This window comes from Chromobacterium haemolyticum DSM 19808 (assembly GCF_000711885.1).
Lineage (GTDB): Bacteria > Pseudomonadota > Gammaproteobacteria > Burkholderiales > Chromobacteriaceae > Chromobacterium > Chromobacterium haemolyticum.
The window spans coordinates 14,074-30,804 of the sequence record NZ_JONK01000041.1 but is presented as its reverse complement, the minus strand read 5'-3'; the positions used below and the strand labels follow the sequence as shown (position 1 = coordinate 30,804).

Sequence of the window (16,731 nt, the reverse complement as noted above, 5' to 3'; positions counted from 1 at the left end):
AACGGCGGCTGGATACGCATTACGCCTTACTCAAGCTGGCTTTCTCATTGATCTGTCTGCGATTTATCGACAGGTTTTGTTAGCGGGTCTAAGAGGTTGGCGCGTTATATCGGAGTGAAAATAGATAGGAAGTTTCAATAGAAACGGGTCAAGGCCGGTCGGGCATGTGCTCTTGCTTAGGCCCGCTAACAACACCCCTGATCCTGCGTTGCGTCTCCTTGTCGTACGACTTGTACTGCCTGCGTCGGCGCGCCGATCCCAGCCAACCTCTCGTCAGGTGGGCGCTTGCCGCGCGAAAAAGCGTGCCGGCGAATCGCCGAAGGCGCGCCGGAACATCGCGATGAAGTTACTGGGCGAGGCGTAACCCAACTCGTCCGATACCGCGGCCACGGCGACGCCGCGCGCCAGCATTTCCATGCCGCGTATCAGCAGCGCTTGTTGTCGCCACTGTCCAAAACTCATGCCGGTATGCGCTTGGATATGGCGGCGCAGGGTGCGCGGCGACATTGCCGCCGCGTCCGCGCAGTCGGCCAGCGTGTATTTGCCGCCCGGCTCGGTTAGCAGGCGGCGGGCCAGCTCCGTGATGCGCGGATGCTCAGGTATCGGCAGGCAGAGCGCCTCCTGCGGCGCTTGCCGCAATTCGTCCAGCAGCACCGCGGCGATGCGCTCCTGTTCTGGCCGCCATGACGAATAATCCGTCCACGTCACCGCGCGACGCACTGCGGCGCGCATCAGTTCTGTGATCGCCACCACTTGCGCTTGCGGGCTCAGCATCCGGCTCCAGTCCGGGCTCAACAGCAGGCTCCAGCCGGTCAGCGCGCCGCTGACGCGCACCCGATGCGGCACGCCGGGCGGAATCCAGCCGGCGCGGTGAGGCGGCAGAACCCAGGCGCCGCGCGGGGTGCGGATTTGGATCAGCCCGGTGTCCACGCACAGCAGTTGCCCGCGGGCATGGCTGTGCCAAGCGTATTCGCGGCTGCCCAGCCGGTAGTCGCTGTCTTCTTTATCGTTGCCGGGTACGGCGATCAGCGGCGGACCGCCGGTCCATTCGCTGAGGTCCGTTCCGTCTTTCGGCGGAGTGACGACGATATTGGCCATTTTTCACTATTTATTGGCAAAACAGCGTTATAGCAGCTTTGGCGGCGGGGCGCACAATCACCGGCAAGGGCCTGGACGGCCGCCAGTGCCGCGGCGGTTCAGGCCGGGTGTCCACATGAAAAGCAAAGGAGAAGCGATGCAATCCCTACGCATTGGCATCGTCGGCGCCGGCTTGGGCGGGTTGTGCCTGGCTCAGGGCCTGGCGCGCGCCGGCGTCGCCGCCACGTTGTTTGAACGCGATCACGCTGCGGACAGCCGCTGGCAAGGTTATCGGCTGCGTATCGACGGCGACGGCCAGCAGGCGTTGAGGCGTGTCTTGACGCCGAGGCAGTTCGAGTTGTTCCGTCAAAGCTGCTCGCTGGGCGGCGACGATTGTTTCATCGACCCGCAACTGCGTGTTTGGTCGGAGCGGAAGCCGGCGCATTGGCGACCGTCGGCGCGGGACGACGACGCGGCGGAGCGCGACCAGAGCGCCAACCGCCAGACGCTGCGGGAAATCCTGGCCAGTGGCCTGGAAGAACAAATCCATTGGGGCCATGCGTTGCGCGGTTTTAGGGAAACGCGCAGCGGTTTGTTGCTGGACTTCGAGGATGAGCCCGAGTTCGAGGTGGATGTGCTGATCGCCGCGGACGGGGTGGCCTCCACGGTGCGCCGGCAATTGGTTCCGGACGGGGAGCCGGAGGACGAGGGCGCCGTGGTGCTCTATGGAGTCACGCCTCGTGACGCCTTGCCGGCCGAGGCGTCGACGTCGGAGCTGGGACAGGGCGTCTGCGTGGTGTTCGGCGACGGCCTGACGGCGGTGATCGAGGCGATGCGCTTTCGCGCGCCCTTGCCGGAACTGGCTCGGCGGATGGCGCCGGAAGTGAAGCTGAGCGCGATGCCGGATTACTGGTATTGGGCCTGCGTGGCGAGGGCCGAGGACTTGGGCGGGGCCTTGCCGGATGAGCGCCTGAGCGGCGCGGCGTTGCGGGCGCGGGTCCAACAGGCGACGCGCGGCTGGCATCCGCGTTTGCAGGCCGTTTTCGCGCATGGCGATCCGCGTTGCCTGGGTGCGCGTCCTATCCGGATGGCCGCCGAGGTGCCGGTATGGCGCTGCGAGCGGGTGGCCATATTGGGCGATGCGGCACACGCGATGAGTCCGGCCGGAGGCCTGGGAGCCAATACCGCTCTTTGCGACGGCGCGGCACTGGCGGGCGTCTTGGCGTCTGCGAGCACGGCGGCCGAGGCGGAGGCGGCCCTGCGCGCCTGGGAGCGGGACATGCGGCGGCGGGCTGAACGCGCTTTGCGGATGTCGCGCGAGGGCAGCGCGCGCTTGCTGCAAAGGTCTGGCTTAGCGTGAGGCTCGGCCGCCGCCATGGCTTGGCGGCGGCGGGCCTTACTTTCCGTTTTTGATGATGTGCTCGATGTTGCGCTCGGCCAGCGCGGTGATGGTCAACGAGGGGTTGGCCGCGCCGGCGCTGCCGGGAAGCAAGGCGCCGTCCATCACATACAGGCCGGGATGGCCGATGACGCGGCCCCAGGCGTCGGTGGCTTTGCCGATCACCGCGCCGCCCAGCGGATGCGCGGTCCAGTTTAGTCCGGTGACGCCGGCTATGATCCCCGGAAAACCCGGAACGGTGCCGGTGGCCGCGGCGATTTTGTCGTTCACCGTCTTGGCGGCGGCCACGCTGTCGCGGTTGCCGTTCTGCGGCCAGTTCAGCACCACACGGTCCGTGGCCGGGTTATAGCTGAAATGCCCGCGATTGCTTTGATCGAAGGCCATGCCCAGCGATCCGATCACCGTGCTCAAATCCAGCGGCAAGCCCGGCACGTACCAGTTTTCCAGAGTGAGCGGCTGCCCGCTGTTTGGATCGTGGATGCGGGAGGCGCTGGGGGTGCCCTGGGTGGCCAGCGACAGCGTGCTGAAGCTGCGCGTGACGATGGTGTCGCCGTTGCTGCCCCAGCCTTGGCCGATGTGTTCGTTGAGATTGCGCAACGTGCCTTGAGCCCGGGCCTTGACCAGCAGTTCCGAGCTGCCGATAGAGCCGGCGGCGAGAAAGAGCCGGTCGCAGTTGAGGCGGTAGCGGTCCAGTTGCCGGCCGTCGGGCGCGCGCTTGACGACGTCAACCTCGTAGCGGCTGCCGTCCCAGGCGATGCTGAGCACCTCATGGCCGGGATAGATGGCGGCGCGGCCGGTGGCTTGGGCCTGGGCCAGGTAGTTTTGGTTGAGGTCGAACTTGGCGCCGTTGGAGTTGCCGTGGTTGGACAAGCCCACGGTGGCGGAGGGCGTGGATTGCCAGCGCAGTTCCTGGCGGATCACGTCCCAGTTGAAAATGGAATCGTTGGCCGTGGTGGCGTAGCCGGCCTTGCGCACTTGGGCGTCCCAGACGCGGGAATGGTGGAAGGGCTTGCTGTTGTAGATGTCGGTCGGCATGGAATCCAAGCGCAGCATTTGCCGGACCCTGGGGTAGTAGGTCTTGTTCATCTCCTCATAACCGACCCAGTTGCCGAACAGGGCTTCGAAATAGCGTTGTTCCGGCTGAATCATCACCCCGGTGAACACCACCGATCCCCCGCCGACGCAGGCGCCGCGCCAGACATTCATATTTGGGTAGTCGGTTGAGTCCAGCACGCCGCCGAAGGAGTCGAAGTGCGTGGTCACGCCTATCAGCATCTTGGCCTGGCGCCGGTGCCAGAACGCGCGTCCGTCCGGCAGGGTGTCGTTGGAGAAGATGTCGCACCGAGGCCCATTGGGCCAGCGATGGCCGCGTTCCAGCACCGTGACCTGCTGGCCGGCCTGTGCCAGGCGCAGCGCGGAGACGGCGCCGCCGAAGCCGGAACCTATCACCAGGTTGGGGGTGTAGGCGGGAGGGCGCGGCACGGTTTGGAATAGTTCGGGAATCAGCCGCTGGTACTTGGCCAGCTGGAGCGCGTCCGTGCCGATGAAGGCCGATGAGGACGCCGGCAGCATCAGGCCGGCGGCGCCCGCGCCCGCGCCCAGCAAGAGCTGGCGACGGTTCAACTGCGCGGCGAGCGGGGAAGGTTGTTCATTGTCCGGGGAGTAAGCCATGGGATCGCTCTTTCATGTTTAAGAACCTGTTCACGATCTGCTGCGCGTTGTGAAGCGTTACACGGCGAGTACCCTTTCGAAATGTTCATGGAACACTTGGCCATTCCGCTTTCTCAATGGTTTTCGCCTTGCCTCTCCCTTGGCGCGAAGTTTTGTACAGGCTCAAGGAGGCCATTACGGCAAACAGTTTGCTTATTAAGTAAGCGGTAAGATTTTTGTCTGACAATGCGGGGGGGCGATACTGTCATTTGTGACAGATATTTAAATGACATTAAATCGTTTTCTGAAAAACTGATTTGATGGCGAAAAGAGCCGCGGCGTCAGGGATGGCGGCCACTGCTTGCCGAGCTGGCCATGCACGGCACGCAGGCCGGCTTTGTTGATTTGCTAAGAACCCGTTCAAAGTCTGCTGCGCTTCGTGAAGCGTTGCACGGTGAGTACACGCTCAAAATGCTCATGTACCACTCGACCATAAAAGCGGGCAGCGTCATCGGAGTGCCGCCATCTCCAACATGCAAAGCCGTGTGTGAGGAAAAGAAGGGCGCTCAATCACACGAGCAGGCCGTATCGATGCGGATAGCTAAATAAAATCAACAGCCTGTGCGGTCAGCACCAGTTCCAGCTGGCAGTCGAAAGGCTCCAGCGCCAGTTGCGGCGCGTGCAGCCAGCGGGCGGGCGCGCAGCCGCAGGCCTCGTAGAAGGCGACGGTTTCAACGGCGGAGTGCGAGGAGATGTAGAGCGCGTCCGCGCCCAGTTCGCGGCCGGCTGCGGCGCAGGCGGCCAGCAGTGCGCGGCCCAGGCCCCGGCCTCGCCAGCGGCGGTCCACTTGCAGCTCTTTCAGTTGCCGGTAGCCGCCGTCCGGGCCTAGGACTTGAGGGTCTATGGCGGCGAAGCCGGCCAGGTGGCTATCGATTTCCAAGGCCAAGACCACGCCGGCAGCGGCGATGCGCGCCAGTTCCAACGCCAACTCGCGCCGTTCCGTTGGCGACCAGTCATCAATGAAGGGCTCGGCCACGCTTTGCCGGCCATCGGCTCCGGCGCGGTAGACCATGCGGACGTCCTGACGGCGCTGGAAGGCATCCAGCCAGTTGGGGGAGATGTCGTGCGGGCTTAGCCGGCGGATGGGCGGTGTAGATGGGCGGATGGACATGGCTTGGATGAGGGAAGCTAGAACGGAATTATCTCAGAACCTGTTTACGATCGGCTATGCGTCGGCGATACAGCGTTAAAAACAAGCTCAAAATGCTCACGCACCACGTATACATTCCGCTTTTTCGCTCGCTTTCGCCTTGCTCGCGAGAATGCTCAGAACGGCGCGTCGAGCGCTGGAGCCGGATAGTTTTGGCCTAGGCTAGAGATCCGGCGTGTGGCGTTTGGATATTCTATTTGAATTTCATTATCAGCAATTTTGATTGATAGCTAAAACGAATTAATTAATTCGATTATTTCAATTTTCACAGATATTAACAGAATGTTAGGATTCATAAAAATCAAAGGCATAGCGTGATCCTGGCCGCGCCGAAGAGGGACTTTTCATGTACTCGTCCTTCTCGAGCGCGGTTTGTCGTGAACGGAGTGCCTGGATGCAGAGACAAGCTAGCGCCGCCGGCGGAGCCCCGCCGCGCCCCTGGACCGAACCGTGGTCGGCCATGGGTTTCAGGCCGGAATGCGCGTATTTGCGCTTATCCCGCCGGAAACCTGGAGCTGGCGGCGCGCTTGCCTGCAAAGACTTGCCTTAGGTGAATTCCATCAATCTTGAAGAATGTGGTCTGTGAAATGAGTAACAAAGTATCTGCAGCAAAGAGTTTGTCCTTGTCTTCCTTGGCGTTGAGCGCAATTGGCTTGGCCGTGGCCTGTTCCTGGTCCGCCTTGGCGAGCGCCGACACGATCTCCGGCGTGGGCAGCAATAATGTCTACGGCGCGGGTTCGGTGGATCCGGGGGTGGCGACCAATAGCAATAACTCGATTTATGGCGTGGGCGCCGGCAGCAATATGACTGGCACCAATAACTCGGCGTTCGGCGCCGCCGCCGGCGTGAATGTGAACGGCGGCTACAATACCTCGATCGGCCAGAACGCCGGTACCCGCGTACAAGGCAACAATAACGCCTTCATGGGAAACGACTCCGGCTATAACGTTACCGGCGATGCCAACGTCGGCGCCGGCATCAACACCATCCGCAACGTTACCGGCACCGGCAACACCGGCAGCGGGGCTAACTCGGCTCAGGACATCCAGGGCGATTTCAACTCCGGCTTGGGCAACAACTCCAATCGCAATGTGACCGGCAGCTACAACACCAGCAGCGGCACCTTCTCCGGCTGGAACATCAACGGCAGCAACAATACCGCCAACGGCTCCTACGCCGGCTCCAATGTCAGCGGCAACAACAATGCCGCTGTGGGTGTTTCCGCCGGCCGCGGCGTGACCGGCAACGGCAACTTCGCCGCCGGCAGCCAGGCCGGCCAGAACGTGTCCGGCAGCAATAACGTGGCCATCGGCAACAATGCGGGCGCCAACATCAACGCCAGCAATGCGGTGGCGGTGGGCAACAACGCCGCGGCCACAGCCAACAATGCGTTGGCGATAGGCAGCAATGCCCAGGCCAGTAACGCCAATGACGTCGCCTTGGGCGCCAACAGCCGGACCGCGGCGGCCAATCCCACCGCCAGCGGCGTGGTGGACGGCGTGACTTACAACTATGCCGGCGCGGCGCCTTCCAGCGTGGTGAGCGTGGGCAGCGCGGGCAATGAGCGTCAAATCAGCAATGTCGCCGCCGGCCGTGTGAGCGGGACCAGCACGGACGCGGTCAACGGCAGCCAGCTGAACGCGACCAACCAGGCGGTGCAGCGCGTGAGCGCCAAAGTGGACAAGGCGGGCGCGGGAACCGCGGCCGCCTTGGGCGGCGGCGCGTCCTACAACGCTCAAACCGGGGCGGTGAGCGGCCCGGACTACACCGTTTACGGCAAGACCGTGAACAATGTCGGCGATGCGATCGATCGTCTGCAGAGAAGCGGACCGGTGCAGTATTCCGACCCCTCCGGCCGGACAACGACGACGACCGCCGGCAACGACGTCACCCTGGTGGGCGGGGACGGCGGCAGACCGGTGACCATTCACAATGTGGCGGCCGGCGCACAGGGCACGGACGCGGTGAATGTGGATCAGCTGAATGCGGCCAACTTCAACAATCAGCAGCAATTCAAGCAGCTCCGGTCCGATCTGTCCGATACGCGCCGCGACGCGTTCGGCGCCGCCGCCGGCGCGATGGCCATGGCCGGTCTGCCGCAGGCCTTCTTGCCCGGCAAAAACATGTTGGCCGTAGCCACGGCCACCACCGGCGGCGAGTCCGCCATTGCGGTGGGGCTGTCCTCGTTGTCCGACAACGGCCGCTGGGTGGTGAAGTTCTCCGGTTCCACCAATACCCGTGGTCAAGGCGGCGCCAGCCTGGGCGCGGGCTTCCAGTGGTAAGCGGGACACAAGATCAATCAGCTGATATTGAATGAGATAGATAATGAAAAAACCGATATTCGGCGGTTCTCTCCGCTACCTGTTGCTGGCGGCCGCCGGCGCGGCCTTGATGGGCTGCGGCACCAGCCGCCTGAGCAAGATCACAGACGATGGCCATCTGGCCGAGCAGGCCAGCCCGACATGGCCCAGCATTGAACACAATGGCTGGCAGCCGGAAGGCAGCGTTCCCAACCTCGAAAATTTGGCCAAGGTCCAGCAGGGATTGAGCAAGGAACAGGTTTACGGCCTGATCGGCCGCCCGCACTTCGCGGAAGGCATGGTGGCCGTGCGTGAGTGGGATTATGTGTTGAACCTGAGCTCCAAGGGCGGCGAGCAAGCCCGGGTTTGCCAGTACAAACTGTTGTTCGACAAGCGGATGAAGGTGGCCTCGGTGATCTGGCGACAGGAGTCCTGCGCCGAGATCGCCGCCGGGGTCTGAATCCAGCGCGACGCCCGGAGCCGAGCGAAATGAAACGAACCGCCTTCACCGGCGGTTCGTTTTTTCATGCGCGCAGCAGCGGGGCCAGGCCCTAAAAAAGCGCGGTCCAGATGGACCGCGCTTTGTTTGCCGACGGTGAACCGTGCTTATTTCAGATCGAAACGGTCCAGGTTCATCACTTTGTTCCAGGCGGCGACAAAGTCGCGGACAAACTTGGGCTGCGCGTCGTTTTGCGCATAGACCTCGGCCAGCGCCCGCAACTGCGAGTTGGAGCCGAACACCAAGTCAACGCGGCTGCCGGTCCACTTGAGCTGGCCGGTTTTGCGATCGCGGCCTTCGTACAACTCGCCGGCGCTGGAGGTGGGCTGCCAGGCCACGCCCATATCCAGCAGGTTGACGAAGAAGTCGTTGCTCAATACACCCGGACGGCTAGTAAACACGCCGTGAGGCGCATTGTCGACGTTGGCGCCCAGCACGCGCAGGCCGCCCACCAGCACCGTCATTTCCGGCGCGCTCAGCGTCAGCAGCTGCGCCTTATCCACCAGCAGCGCTTCCGCCGGCAAAGAGTAGGCTTGCTTCTGGTAGTTGCGGAAACCGTCCGCCTGTGGCTCCAGCACGCTGAAGGATTCCACATCGGTCTGTTCCTGGCTGGCGTCGGTCCGGCCCGGCGCAAACGGCACGCTGATGTTGTGGCCACCGGCCTTGGCGGCGGCTTCCACCGCTGCGCAGCCGGCCAGCACGATCAGGTCGGCCAGCGACACTTGCTTGCCGTCGCTCTGAGCGGCGTTGAAGTCCTGACGAATGGCCTCCAGCGTTTTCAGCACGCGGGCCAGTTGCGCCGGCTGGTTCACCGCCCAGTCTTTTTGCGGAGCCAGGCGGATGCGGGCGCCGTTGGCGCCGCCGCGCTTGTCCGATCCACGGAAGCTGGAGGCGGAGGCCCAGGCGGTGGACACCAGTTCGCTGACGGACAGGCCGGAGGCTAGTACTTTGGCCTTGAGCGCGGCGATGTCTGCGTCGTTGATCTGCGGTTGACAGGCCGCCGGCACCGGGTCTTGCCAGATCAGATCCTCGGCCGGCACTTCCGGGCCCAGGTAACGGGTCTTGGGGCCCATGTCGCGGTGAGTCAGCTTGAACCAGGCGCGGGCGAAGGCGTCGGCGAAAGCGGCCGGGTTTTGATGGAAGCGGCGGGCGATCGGCTCGTAGATCGGGTCGAAGCGCAGCGACATATCAGCGGTGGTCATCATCGGCGGGTGTTTTTTCGCCGGGTTGTGAGCGTCCGGGATCAGGTGTTCCGGCTTGACGTTCTTGGCCACCCACTGGTGGGCGCCGGCCGGGCTCTTGGTCAGTTCCCAGTCGTAGCCGAACAGCATGTCGAAATAGCCGTTGTCCCATTGCGTCGGGTTGGGTTTCCACGCGCCCTCGATGCCGCTGGTGGTGGTGTATTCGCCCTTGCCGTCGCCAAAGCGGTTGATCCAGCCCAGGCCTTGCGCTTCCAGCGGCGCGGCTTCCGGTTCCGGGCCCACCAGCGCCGGGTCGCCTGCGCCGTGGGCCTTGCCGAAGGTATGGCCGCCGGCCACCAGAGCCACGGTTTCCTCGTCGTTCATCGCCATGCGGGCGAAGGTTTCGCGCACGTCGCGGCCGGATGCCAGCGGGTCCGGATTGCCGTCCGGGCCTTCCGGGTTCACGTAGATCAGGCCCATCTGCACCGCGGCCAGCGGATTCTCCAGCTGGCGGTCGCCGGAGTAGCGGCTGTTGGCCTCGTTGCTGGTGGCCAGCCATTTGGTTTCCGCGCCCCAATAGACGTCTTCTTCCGGCTGCCAGATGTCCTGACGGCCTCCGCCGAAACCAAAGGTTTTAAAGCCCATGGACTCCAGCGCCACGTTGCCGGCCAGGATCATCAGATCGGCCCAGGAGATCTGGTTGCCGTACTTTTGCTTGATCGGCCACAGCAGACGGCGCGCCTTATCCAGGTTGCCGTTGTCAGGCCAGCTGTTGAGCGGAGCGAAGCGCTGGTTGCCGGTGCTCGCGCCGCCGCGGCCATCGGCGGTACGGTAGGTGCCGGCGTCGTGCCAGGCCATGCGGATGAACAGGCCGCCGTAATGGCCCCAGTCAGCCGGCCACCAGTCCTGGGAGGTGGTCATCAGCGCTTTAAGATCGCTTTTCAGCGCGGCGTAGTCCAGCTGTTGGAAGGCGGCGGGGTAATCGAAGTCCGGCTCCAGCGGATTGGAGGCCGGCGCGTGTTGATGCAGGATGTTGAGATTGAGCTGGTTGGGCCACCAGTCGCGGTTGGATTGGGCGTTCACGACAGCCGGATTGCCGACGGTTTGGTGGAATGGGCACTTGGACGCGCTACTCATGACAGACTCCTTAGGTCAAGGTGTTCAATGACTTGCTGGGATCAGCTTAGTGAAGCTTGGAGTCGGAAGCCATTGAGCAATTTCAATCAGCCCTATGGCTTCCGTCAATCAATCATGCTTTGGTGATAGTTAGTTCATTAGGCGCGCCACATAGTTCCTGGGCTGGAGAGTTAACTGCCTGCTCAAGTCGCGTTCAGGGTTTAGAACCTGTTTACGATCCGCTGCGTATTGGCGATACGGCGCTGAACACCTCGTCAAATGCTCATGCACCACGCGTACATTCCGTTTTCTAGTCGTTTTCGCCTTGTCTCGCCTTAGGCTCGCGAGATCGTAAACAGGTTCTTATACGCTGTCGTTGTCGGCGTCCGGCTCAGCCGGCACCAGTTGCAGCAAGTCGCCCGGCTGGCAGTCCAGATACAGACAGATCGCCTCCAGCGTGGAGAGCCGGAAGCCCTTGACCTTGCCTTGTTTCAACAGCGACAGGTTTTGTTCTGTGATGCCGATTGCCTGGGCCAGGTCCTTGGATTTGACCTTGCGCTGGACGAGCAGCATGTCCAGATGGATTTTGATGGGCATGTGTCGCTTTCAGATGAATTGCTTATTTTCGCACGCCAGCGTAATGCCTTCTCGCTGAATGCGCGCAATGATCATGACCACGGCGGCGATGAACAGGCTTTCCAGGTTTTCAGCGTGGAAACTGACGGCGATCAGCCGCTGCCCCTCCGGCCGCATCATGGTCAGCCAGGCGCTAATCAGCGGCTGGGAGACGAGGTCCGCCAACACCCAAAGCGCGACTCTGGAACCCACTTTGGACAACAGCGCGGCGGAACGCTCCGTGAAATATTCCGCTTGAGCATAAAGCTTGAACAGGCGACGCAAGGCGTTCAGGCCTTGCGCCAGGATCAGCAGGGGGATGCAGGAAAGGACCACGCCGCCGGCGCGTTGCCACAGCGGCAGGCTTGGAAGATCGAATTCGCTTGAGCCGTAAAACCCTCTGACGGTGTCCACGGAGATGGTCAAGCCGGCGTCGATAATGGACTTGGGAAAGAGCCAGAACAGGATATTGAACAGCAGCATGGCGCTGATGCCCAAGACGGTGATGTAGGCCATGACGGCGCAATAGCGGCTCAATCGTGTGGAGTTCATGAGAGTTCCTTAGCAGTGGTTGGAAAGGCGTTGAGAAAGGGAGTTGGTTAGGTATCGCAAAACAATTATTTGTTATTGTAAAACGATAATTTTTTGCTGTGCAAGTTTGATTTTCGCAACGTTGCGGCTAGCACACACCTTGGGCTTGTCGTTGCATGGGGGCTTCGTGAGCCGTCGGCCCAGGCTGGGCGCGGCTTTTGGACGGATTGAAGACGTGCTGAGCGGTGTCTACATGAGCAACAACAATTTATTATTGTTTAACAGTAATTAATTTATGTAATACAGTCATCAACTTCACGTGAAGGCGGGCTTGCCCTCGCGTGCTCTCCGAGATGCCTGGCGTGTTTGCGCGCCGGATGAACGAAAGAGGTTTGATGATGAGCGATGCAAATCAAGCAAGCGGCGAGCTGGCGCCTCGGTCTGGATGGGGGGCCGAATGTCTGGCGCCGACGCATGCTTAAAGCGCTGGGCCACGGCCGGCGCGCACGCCTGCTGTGCGTTTTGCTGGCGTGGGGATTGGCGGCGTGCCGGGGAGACAGCGCCGGGCTGAGAGCGGCAATGTCGAGGCCGTTTCACGCCTTGACCGCGCTGGCCGGTTCAGCGGTCTATGCGCGTGGTCATCAGGATGGCGGTGCTGGTGCGCTCCACGCCCTCCAGCGCGCCGATGCGGTCTATCAACCCGTCCAACTCGGCCACGCCGGCGGCTTCCACGCCGGCGATGAAGTCATGGACGCCGCTGACCGAGTGCAGGGTGCGCACCTGGGGCAGCCGGCGCAAGGCGCTTTCTATCGACGGGCTCAAGCGCGGCGCGGCGCTGATCATCACCAGTGCGCGCACTTGGGCGGCGTCGTGGGCGGCGCTGGTGCGCACGCTATAGCCCAAAATCACGCCGCCGCGCTCCAGCCGTTCTATGCGGCTTTGCACCGTGGTGCGGGACAGGCCCAGCCGGCGCGCCAGTTCCGCGGTGGGCGCGCGGGCGTTTTCGCGCAGCAGCGCGAGCAATTGCTGATCGGTGGCGTCCATGGCGGCTCCATGCGGGGGTGGCGGTTTGGCGCTATGCCGGACTTTTCGTCAATGCGATCAATAATATCCAACAGTTCGTCTCTATGCGCGCTGCAATTTGCCGAACTTGACCCGAGAATGAGGCTTCCCCTGAGACGAGGAGCGGAGCGATGCGAGATGCGATCATTGTGGGCGGCGGCCACAACGGCCTGGTGTGCGCCCATTACCTGGCGAGGGCCGGGCTGAAGGTGACCGTGCTGGAACGGCGCGGCGTGGTGGGCGGCGCGGCGGTGACCGAGGAGTTTCACCCCGGTTTTCGCAACTCGGTGGCCGCCTACACGGTGTCGCTGCTCAATCCCAAGGTGAGCCGCGACATGGAGCTGGCGCGCCATGGTCTGAAAGTGGCGGAGCGGCCCTTGTCCAACTTCCTGCCGCTGGACGACGGCGGCTATCTGAAAGTGGGGCCGGGCCGCACCGCCGCCGAGGTGGCACGCTTCTCGCGCCGAGACGCCGACAGGCTGGACGATTACGCTCGGCATCTGGACGCCGCCGCCGAACTGCTGCGCGAGCTGGTGTTGCAAACGCCGCCCAACGCGGTGGAGGGCGGCTGGCTGAGCGCGCTGCCGGAGCTGCTCAAGGCCAGTCGGCTGGGGCGTAGGCTGGGCAAGCTGGAACTGGCGCAGCAGCGCGAGTTGCTGGACCTGTTCACCAAGTCCGCCGGCGATTATCTGGACGGCTGGTTCGACAGCGATCCAATCAAGGCGGCCTACGGTTTCGACAGCGTGGTGGGCAACTACGCCAGCCCGTACGCGCCCGGCTCGGCCTATGTATTGCTGCACCATGTGTTCGGCGAAGTGAATGGTCGCAAGGGCGCTTGGGGCCACGCCCTGGGCGGCATGGGCGCCATCACCCAGGCCATGGCCCGTTCGGCGCGCGAGCGCGGCGCGGAGATCCTCACCGACAGCGCGGTGCGGGAGGTGTTGCTGGAGAAGGGCCGGGCGGTGGGCGTGGTGACGGAGCGCGGCGAGCGGCTGGACGCGCGGGTGGTGGTGTCCAATCTCAATCCGCGGCTGCTTTACACCCAGCTGCTGGACCCGGCGGCGCTGCCGGCGGACTTCCTGCGCCGGATGCAAAGCTGGCGCTGTGGCTCCGGCACGTTCCGCATGAATGTGGCCCTGTCCGAGCTGCCGGATTTCAGCTGCCTGCCGGGCAAGACGCCGGCGGAACATCACGGCAGCGGCATCATCATCGCGCCCAGCCTGGCTTATATGGAGCGCGCTTATCACGACGCGCGCGAGCGCGGCTGGTCCGGCCGGCCCATCGTGGAAGTGCTGATCCCGTCGACGCTGGACCCGTCGCTGGCTCCGCCGGGCCAGCATGTGGCCAGCCTGTTTTGCCAGCACGTGGCGCCGCAATTGCCGGATGGGGCCAGCTGGGACGACCATCGCGAGGAAGTGGCGGACCTGATGATAGACACCGTCACCCGTTACGCGCCCAATTTCAAGGCCGCGGTGCTGGGGCGGCAGATCATGAGCCCGCTGGACCTGGAGCGCACCTTCGGCCTGGTGGGCGGCGACATCTTCCACGGCGCTCTGGGCTTGGATCAGCTGTTCTCGGCACGGCCCATGCTGGGCCACGCCGACTACCGCGGCCCCATTCCCGGTTTGTACACCTGCGGCGCCGGCGCCCATCCCGGCGGCGGCGTCACGGGCGCGCCCGGCCACAACGCGGCGCGCGAGGTGCTGCGGGACCTGGGGCGCCGCATGGTTTGAGCCGCCGGCGCAAGATCTTGCGGGGCCGGCCCCGTGCGCCAGGTGAAAAAAGGCCCGCAGCGGAGCAGGCGGGCTAAAGGGCAATCAAGCGGGAATCGAAGCGGTAATCCACGGTTTGGCGCGACAGTGCGCGGAGCGGCGATCACGCCCAGATTGTTGCCGCGCACCGTCCAGGCGGCGTGCTCTTGGCCGGCGTTGAGGCTGGCCACGGTGGAGTCGCCGCTGGTGCGGCTACGCTCGTTTTCGCCTTGTCTCGTCCTTGCTCGCTAGACTTTGAACAGGCTCTTAGTGGTGTCGGAGTCGTAACGGCCCACCCGGTTCAGGCCGCCGCCGAGGAACAGTCGTGATCCCGTCGTGGCTTGAAGCCCAGGTTCACTAGGTACGGCGCGTGGTTGAATGGATTGCCCAGGATCCTGGTGGCGTCGCTTTGAGCCACCTTGGTGTCCTGCAGGCCCAGGCCGGCGCTCAGCGTCAGCCACGGTGGCTGATGGATGCGTTCAAATGCAAATGATTCCTAATACAGACAGCTGGTGTTACCATGCGGCATCCATAACTGCACACCCTCTTGCCGGCCGCGTCGGCGTTTGCCGCGCGGCCTCCACCTCTGTCGAGATCAAAAAAACCTGTCATGAAAAAGTCGCCCATCTTTGTCGATTTCAGCCTGCTCAGGCTCAACCCGCATTTTCGCTCCATCTTCATCGCCCGCATGATCTCGGTGTTCGCCTTCGGCATTCTGATGGTGGCCGTGCCGGTGCAAATCCATCAGCTCACCGGCTCCACCCTGCAAGTGGGCGCGGCGATGGCGCTGGACGGCATCGGTATGTTCGCCGGCCTGATGTGCGGCGGCGTGCTGGCGGACCGCATGGACCGCCGCCGGCTGATTCTGCTGGGCCGCTCGCTGTGCGGCCTGGGCTTTCTGGCGCTGGCGCTCAATGGCTTCATGACCCATCCCTCGGTGCTGGCGCTCTACGTGGTGTCGGCCTGGGACGGCTTTTTCAGCGGCATCGGCATCACCTCGCTGATGGCGTCCATCCCGGTGCTGGTTGGTCGTGAAAACCTGCCGGCCGCCGGCGCGTTGAGCATGCTGACCATGCGCATCGGCGGCGTGCTGTCCCCTCTGCTGGGGGGGCTGATCATCGCCGCCGCCGGGGTGAACTGGAACTATCTGCTGGCCGGCGTCGGCACCCTGGCCACCTTGATCCCGCTGACGCGTTTGCCATCCCTGAAGCCGCAGGGCGGGGAGCCGGCGCATCCGCTGCGTTCCCTACTGGACGGTTTCCAATTCCTGTGGCAGAACAAGGTGGTGGGCGCGGTGGTGGCGGTGGGCACGCTGCAAACCCTGCTCAGCGCGGTGCGGGTGCTGTATCCGTCCTTGGCGGAAGACGGCTACGGCGGCGGCGCTTTCGAGGTGGGCCTGATGTATTCGGCGGTGCCGCTGGGCGCGATGATAGGCGCGTTCACCAGCGGCTGGGTGGGCGGCTTGAGCCGTCCTGGCGCGGTGATGTTGAGTTGCGTGCTGGCCTCGTCCCTGAGCATCGCGTCCTTGGGCTTGGTCCATCATCTGGCCTACGGCCTGCTGGCCTTGGCTTTGCTGGGTTATTTCGGTTCCATCGCGTCTTTGTTGCAGTTCACGCTGGTGCAGGGCAATACGCCGGATCATTTGCTGGGACGGGTGAATAGCCTGTGGAACGCGCAGGACGTGGTGGGCGATGGCTTGGGCGCTTTGGGCCTGGGCGCGCTGGCGCGAGCCTTGGCGCCGTTGACGGCGGTGGGGTGGTTCGGCGCAGTGGCCGCCGCGGCCAGTTTGGCGATGTGCGGGGCTTTTGGGTCTTTGCGGCGTTTGGCTGGCGGCGCGGCCGCCGGGGCGGAGACTGCCGGGGAGCCGGCGCGGCAGGGCGCGGGGTCTTAGAACGTGCTTACGATCTCGCGAGCTAAGGCGAAAACGGCTGAAAAAGCGGAATGCACAAGTAGTACATGAGCATTTATGAGACGTTTTCAACGCCCTTGTCTAACAGTCCCGCCAACGCGCAGCAGATCGTAAGCAGGTTCTTAGCGCCAAGGGTTTGTTGGAGCTAATGTCGTTGCAGGGCGGAAACCTCGGTTGGGGGTTCCGCCCTTTTTGCATCCTCTATGAAGCGCTGGCTAGTGTAGGGGAGTTTGAATCCGCCGCACGGATGGTGATTTAGGACCGGTTCCGCCCGGCGAACGGGAAGGGAGCTGGCCTCCCCCCTTACATCCCCCCTCGTCCCCCAGGACGCGAAACCCGGAGCGCCCCCAAGGGGACACTTGGGCGCTCCCAAAGTTGTCTTTTTGAAAAAGAAGAATGGTTTGGCAGAGCCGGTCATGTTTGTGGGTAAC

General features: G+C 63.5%; 14 protein-coding genes. 6 read left to right on the top strand and 8 right to left on the bottom strand.

Translation table 11 applies throughout. The features are described 5' to 3' along the window. Positions 1-273: 273 nt before the first annotated feature. A complete protein-coding gene (locus tag BR71_RS18505) occupies positions 274-1,098 on the bottom strand; it encodes an AraC family transcriptional regulator (protein WP_052370827.1) in 825 nt (274 codons plus the stop codon). A 136-nt stretch (positions 1,099-1,234) separates the two neighbouring features. Here BR71_RS18505 and BR71_RS18500 point away from each other — a divergent pair, with 136 nt between their 5' ends. After that, positions 1,235-2,437 (top strand): FAD-dependent oxidoreductase, encoded by a 1,203-nt coding sequence (locus BR71_RS18500; RefSeq protein ID WP_043641057.1) that lies wholly within the window; start codon positions 1,235-1,237, stop codon positions 2,435-2,437. Between the two features lie 36 nt (positions 2,438-2,473). On the opposite strand, the gene BR71_RS18495 is transcribed toward BR71_RS18500, so the two are convergent. Continuing rightward, the gene (locus tag BR71_RS18495; protein ID WP_208854904.1) at positions 2,474-4,147 is read right to left on the bottom strand and encodes a GMC oxidoreductase; all 1,674 of its coding nucleotides are present in this window, start codon (positions 4,145-4,147) and stop codon (positions 2,474-2,476) included. A 354-nt stretch (positions 4,148-4,501) separates the two neighbouring features. Here BR71_RS18495 and BR71_RS24335 point away from each other — a divergent pair, with 354 nt between their 5' ends. Further along, positions 4,502-4,735 carry a hypothetical protein gene (locus tag BR71_RS24335; RefSeq protein WP_156039043.1) on the top strand — a complete coding sequence of 78 codons (234 nt, stop codon included), beginning with the start codon at positions 4,502-4,504 and terminating at the stop codon, positions 4,733-4,735. Here the strand turns inward: BR71_RS24335 and BR71_RS23105 are convergent. Both BR71_RS23105 and BR71_RS24330 read right to left on the bottom strand, forming a co-directional pair. Beyond that, positions 4,728-5,297, bottom strand: coding sequence for a GNAT family N-acetyltransferase (locus BR71_RS23105; RefSeq protein WP_052370825.1), 570 nt, complete (start codon positions 5,295-5,297; stop codon positions 4,728-4,730). The genes BR71_RS24335 and BR71_RS23105 overlap by 8 nt on opposite strands. A gap of 532 nt (positions 5,298-5,829) precedes the next feature. Continuing rightward, a complete protein-coding gene (locus BR71_RS24330; protein ID WP_156039042.1) occupies positions 5,830-6,054 on the bottom strand; it encodes a hypothetical protein in 225 nt (74 codons plus the stop codon). On the opposite strand from BR71_RS24330, the gene BR71_RS18485 reads away from it, so the two are divergent. Together BR71_RS18485 and BR71_RS18480 are read left to right on the top strand one after the other, a co-directional pair. Beyond that, positions 6,044-7,618, top strand: coding sequence for a YadA family autotransporter adhesin (locus BR71_RS18485; protein WP_156039041.1), 1,575 nt, complete (start codon positions 6,044-6,046; stop codon positions 7,616-7,618). The two genes, BR71_RS24330 and BR71_RS18485, sit on opposite strands and share 11 nt — an antisense overlap. 43 nt (positions 7,619-7,661) lie before the next feature. Beyond that, positions 7,662-8,096 (top strand): outer membrane protein assembly factor BamE, encoded by a 435-nt coding sequence (locus BR71_RS18480; RefSeq protein WP_052370823.1) that lies wholly within the window; start codon positions 7,662-7,664, stop codon positions 8,094-8,096. Positions 8,097-8,242: 146 nt separating this feature from the next. Here BR71_RS18480 and katG read toward each other — a convergent pair whose 3' ends face one another. From katG to BR71_RS18460, 4 genes are all read right to left on the bottom strand, one after another. Next, complete coding sequence (gene katG / locus BR71_RS18475) at positions 8,243-10,453, bottom strand: catalase/peroxidase HPI (RefSeq protein WP_043641051.1); 2,211 nt, start codon at positions 10,451-10,453, stop codon at positions 8,243-8,245. 342 nt (positions 10,454-10,795) lie between these two features. Further along, positions 10,796-11,029, bottom strand: coding sequence for a helix-turn-helix domain-containing protein (locus BR71_RS18470; RefSeq protein WP_043641048.1), 234 nt, complete (start codon positions 11,027-11,029; stop codon positions 10,796-10,798). 9 nt (positions 11,030-11,038) lie between these two features. Further along, on the bottom strand, positions 11,039-11,599 hold the full coding sequence (locus BR71_RS18465) for a DUF2975 domain-containing protein (RefSeq protein ID WP_043641045.1): 561 nt from the start codon (positions 11,597-11,599) through the stop codon (positions 11,039-11,041). Positions 11,600-12,196: 597 nt separating this feature from the next. Beyond that, complete coding sequence (locus tag BR71_RS18460) at positions 12,197-12,622, bottom strand: Lrp/AsnC family transcriptional regulator (RefSeq protein ID WP_043641040.1); 426 nt, start codon at positions 12,620-12,622, stop codon at positions 12,197-12,199. A gap of 149 nt (positions 12,623-12,771) precedes the next feature. Here BR71_RS18460 and BR71_RS18455 point away from each other — a divergent pair, with 149 nt between their 5' ends. After that, positions 12,772-14,373: a phytoene desaturase family protein gene (locus BR71_RS18455; RefSeq protein ID WP_043641038.1), complete on the top strand. Its 1,602-nt coding sequence runs from the start codon at positions 12,772-12,774 to the stop codon at positions 14,371-14,373. Positions 14,374-15,001: 628 nt separating this feature from the next. After that, a complete protein-coding gene (entS, locus tag BR71_RS18450) occupies positions 15,002-16,282 on the top strand; it encodes an enterobactin transporter EntS (RefSeq protein WP_043641036.1) in 1,281 nt (426 codons plus the stop codon). The last annotated feature ends 449 nt before the right edge of the window (positions 16,283-16,731 follow it).

What these genes read in the sequence shown, in the direction of transcription:
- BR71_RS18505 (WP_052370827.1), bottom strand. Translation starts at nt 1,098, where the DNA reads ATGGCCAATATCGTCGTCACTCCGCCGAAAGACGGAACGGACCTCAGC.
- BR71_RS18500 (WP_043641057.1), top strand. Translation starts at nt 1,235, where the DNA reads ATGCAATCCCTACGCATTGGCATCGTCGGCGCCGGCTTGGGCGGGTTG.
- BR71_RS18495 (WP_208854904.1), bottom strand. Translation starts at nt 4,147, where the DNA reads ATGGCTTACTCCCCGGACAATGAACAACCTTCCCCGCTCGCCGCGCAG.
- BR71_RS24335 (WP_156039043.1), top strand. Translation starts at nt 4,502, where the DNA reads ATGCACGGCACGCAGGCCGGCTTTGTTGATTTGCTAAGAACCCGTTCA.
- BR71_RS23105 (WP_052370825.1), bottom strand. Translation starts at nt 5,297, where the DNA reads ATGTCCATCCGCCCATCTACACCGCCCATCCGCCGGCTAAGCCCGCAC.
- BR71_RS18480 (WP_052370823.1), top strand. Translation starts at nt 7,662, where the DNA reads ATGAAAAAACCGATATTCGGCGGTTCTCTCCGCTACCTGTTGCTGGCG.
- katG (WP_043641051.1), bottom strand. Translation starts at nt 10,453, where the DNA reads ATGAGTAGCGCGTCCAAGTGCCCATTCCACCAAACCGTCGGCAATCCG.
- BR71_RS18470 (WP_043641048.1), bottom strand. Translation starts at nt 11,029, where the DNA reads ATGCCCATCAAAATCCATCTGGACATGCTGCTCGTCCAGCGCAAGGTC.
- BR71_RS18465 (WP_043641045.1), bottom strand. Translation starts at nt 11,599, where the DNA reads ATGAACTCCACACGATTGAGCCGCTATTGCGCCGTCATGGCCTACATC.
- BR71_RS18460 (WP_043641040.1), bottom strand. Translation starts at nt 12,622, where the DNA reads ATGGACGCCACCGATCAGCAATTGCTCGCGCTGCTGCGCGAAAACGCC.
- BR71_RS18455 (WP_043641038.1), top strand. Translation starts at nt 12,772, where the DNA reads ATGCGAGATGCGATCATTGTGGGCGGCGGCCACAACGGCCTGGTGTGC.
- entS (WP_043641036.1), top strand. Translation starts at nt 15,002, where the DNA reads ATGAAAAAGTCGCCCATCTTTGTCGATTTCAGCCTGCTCAGGCTCAAC.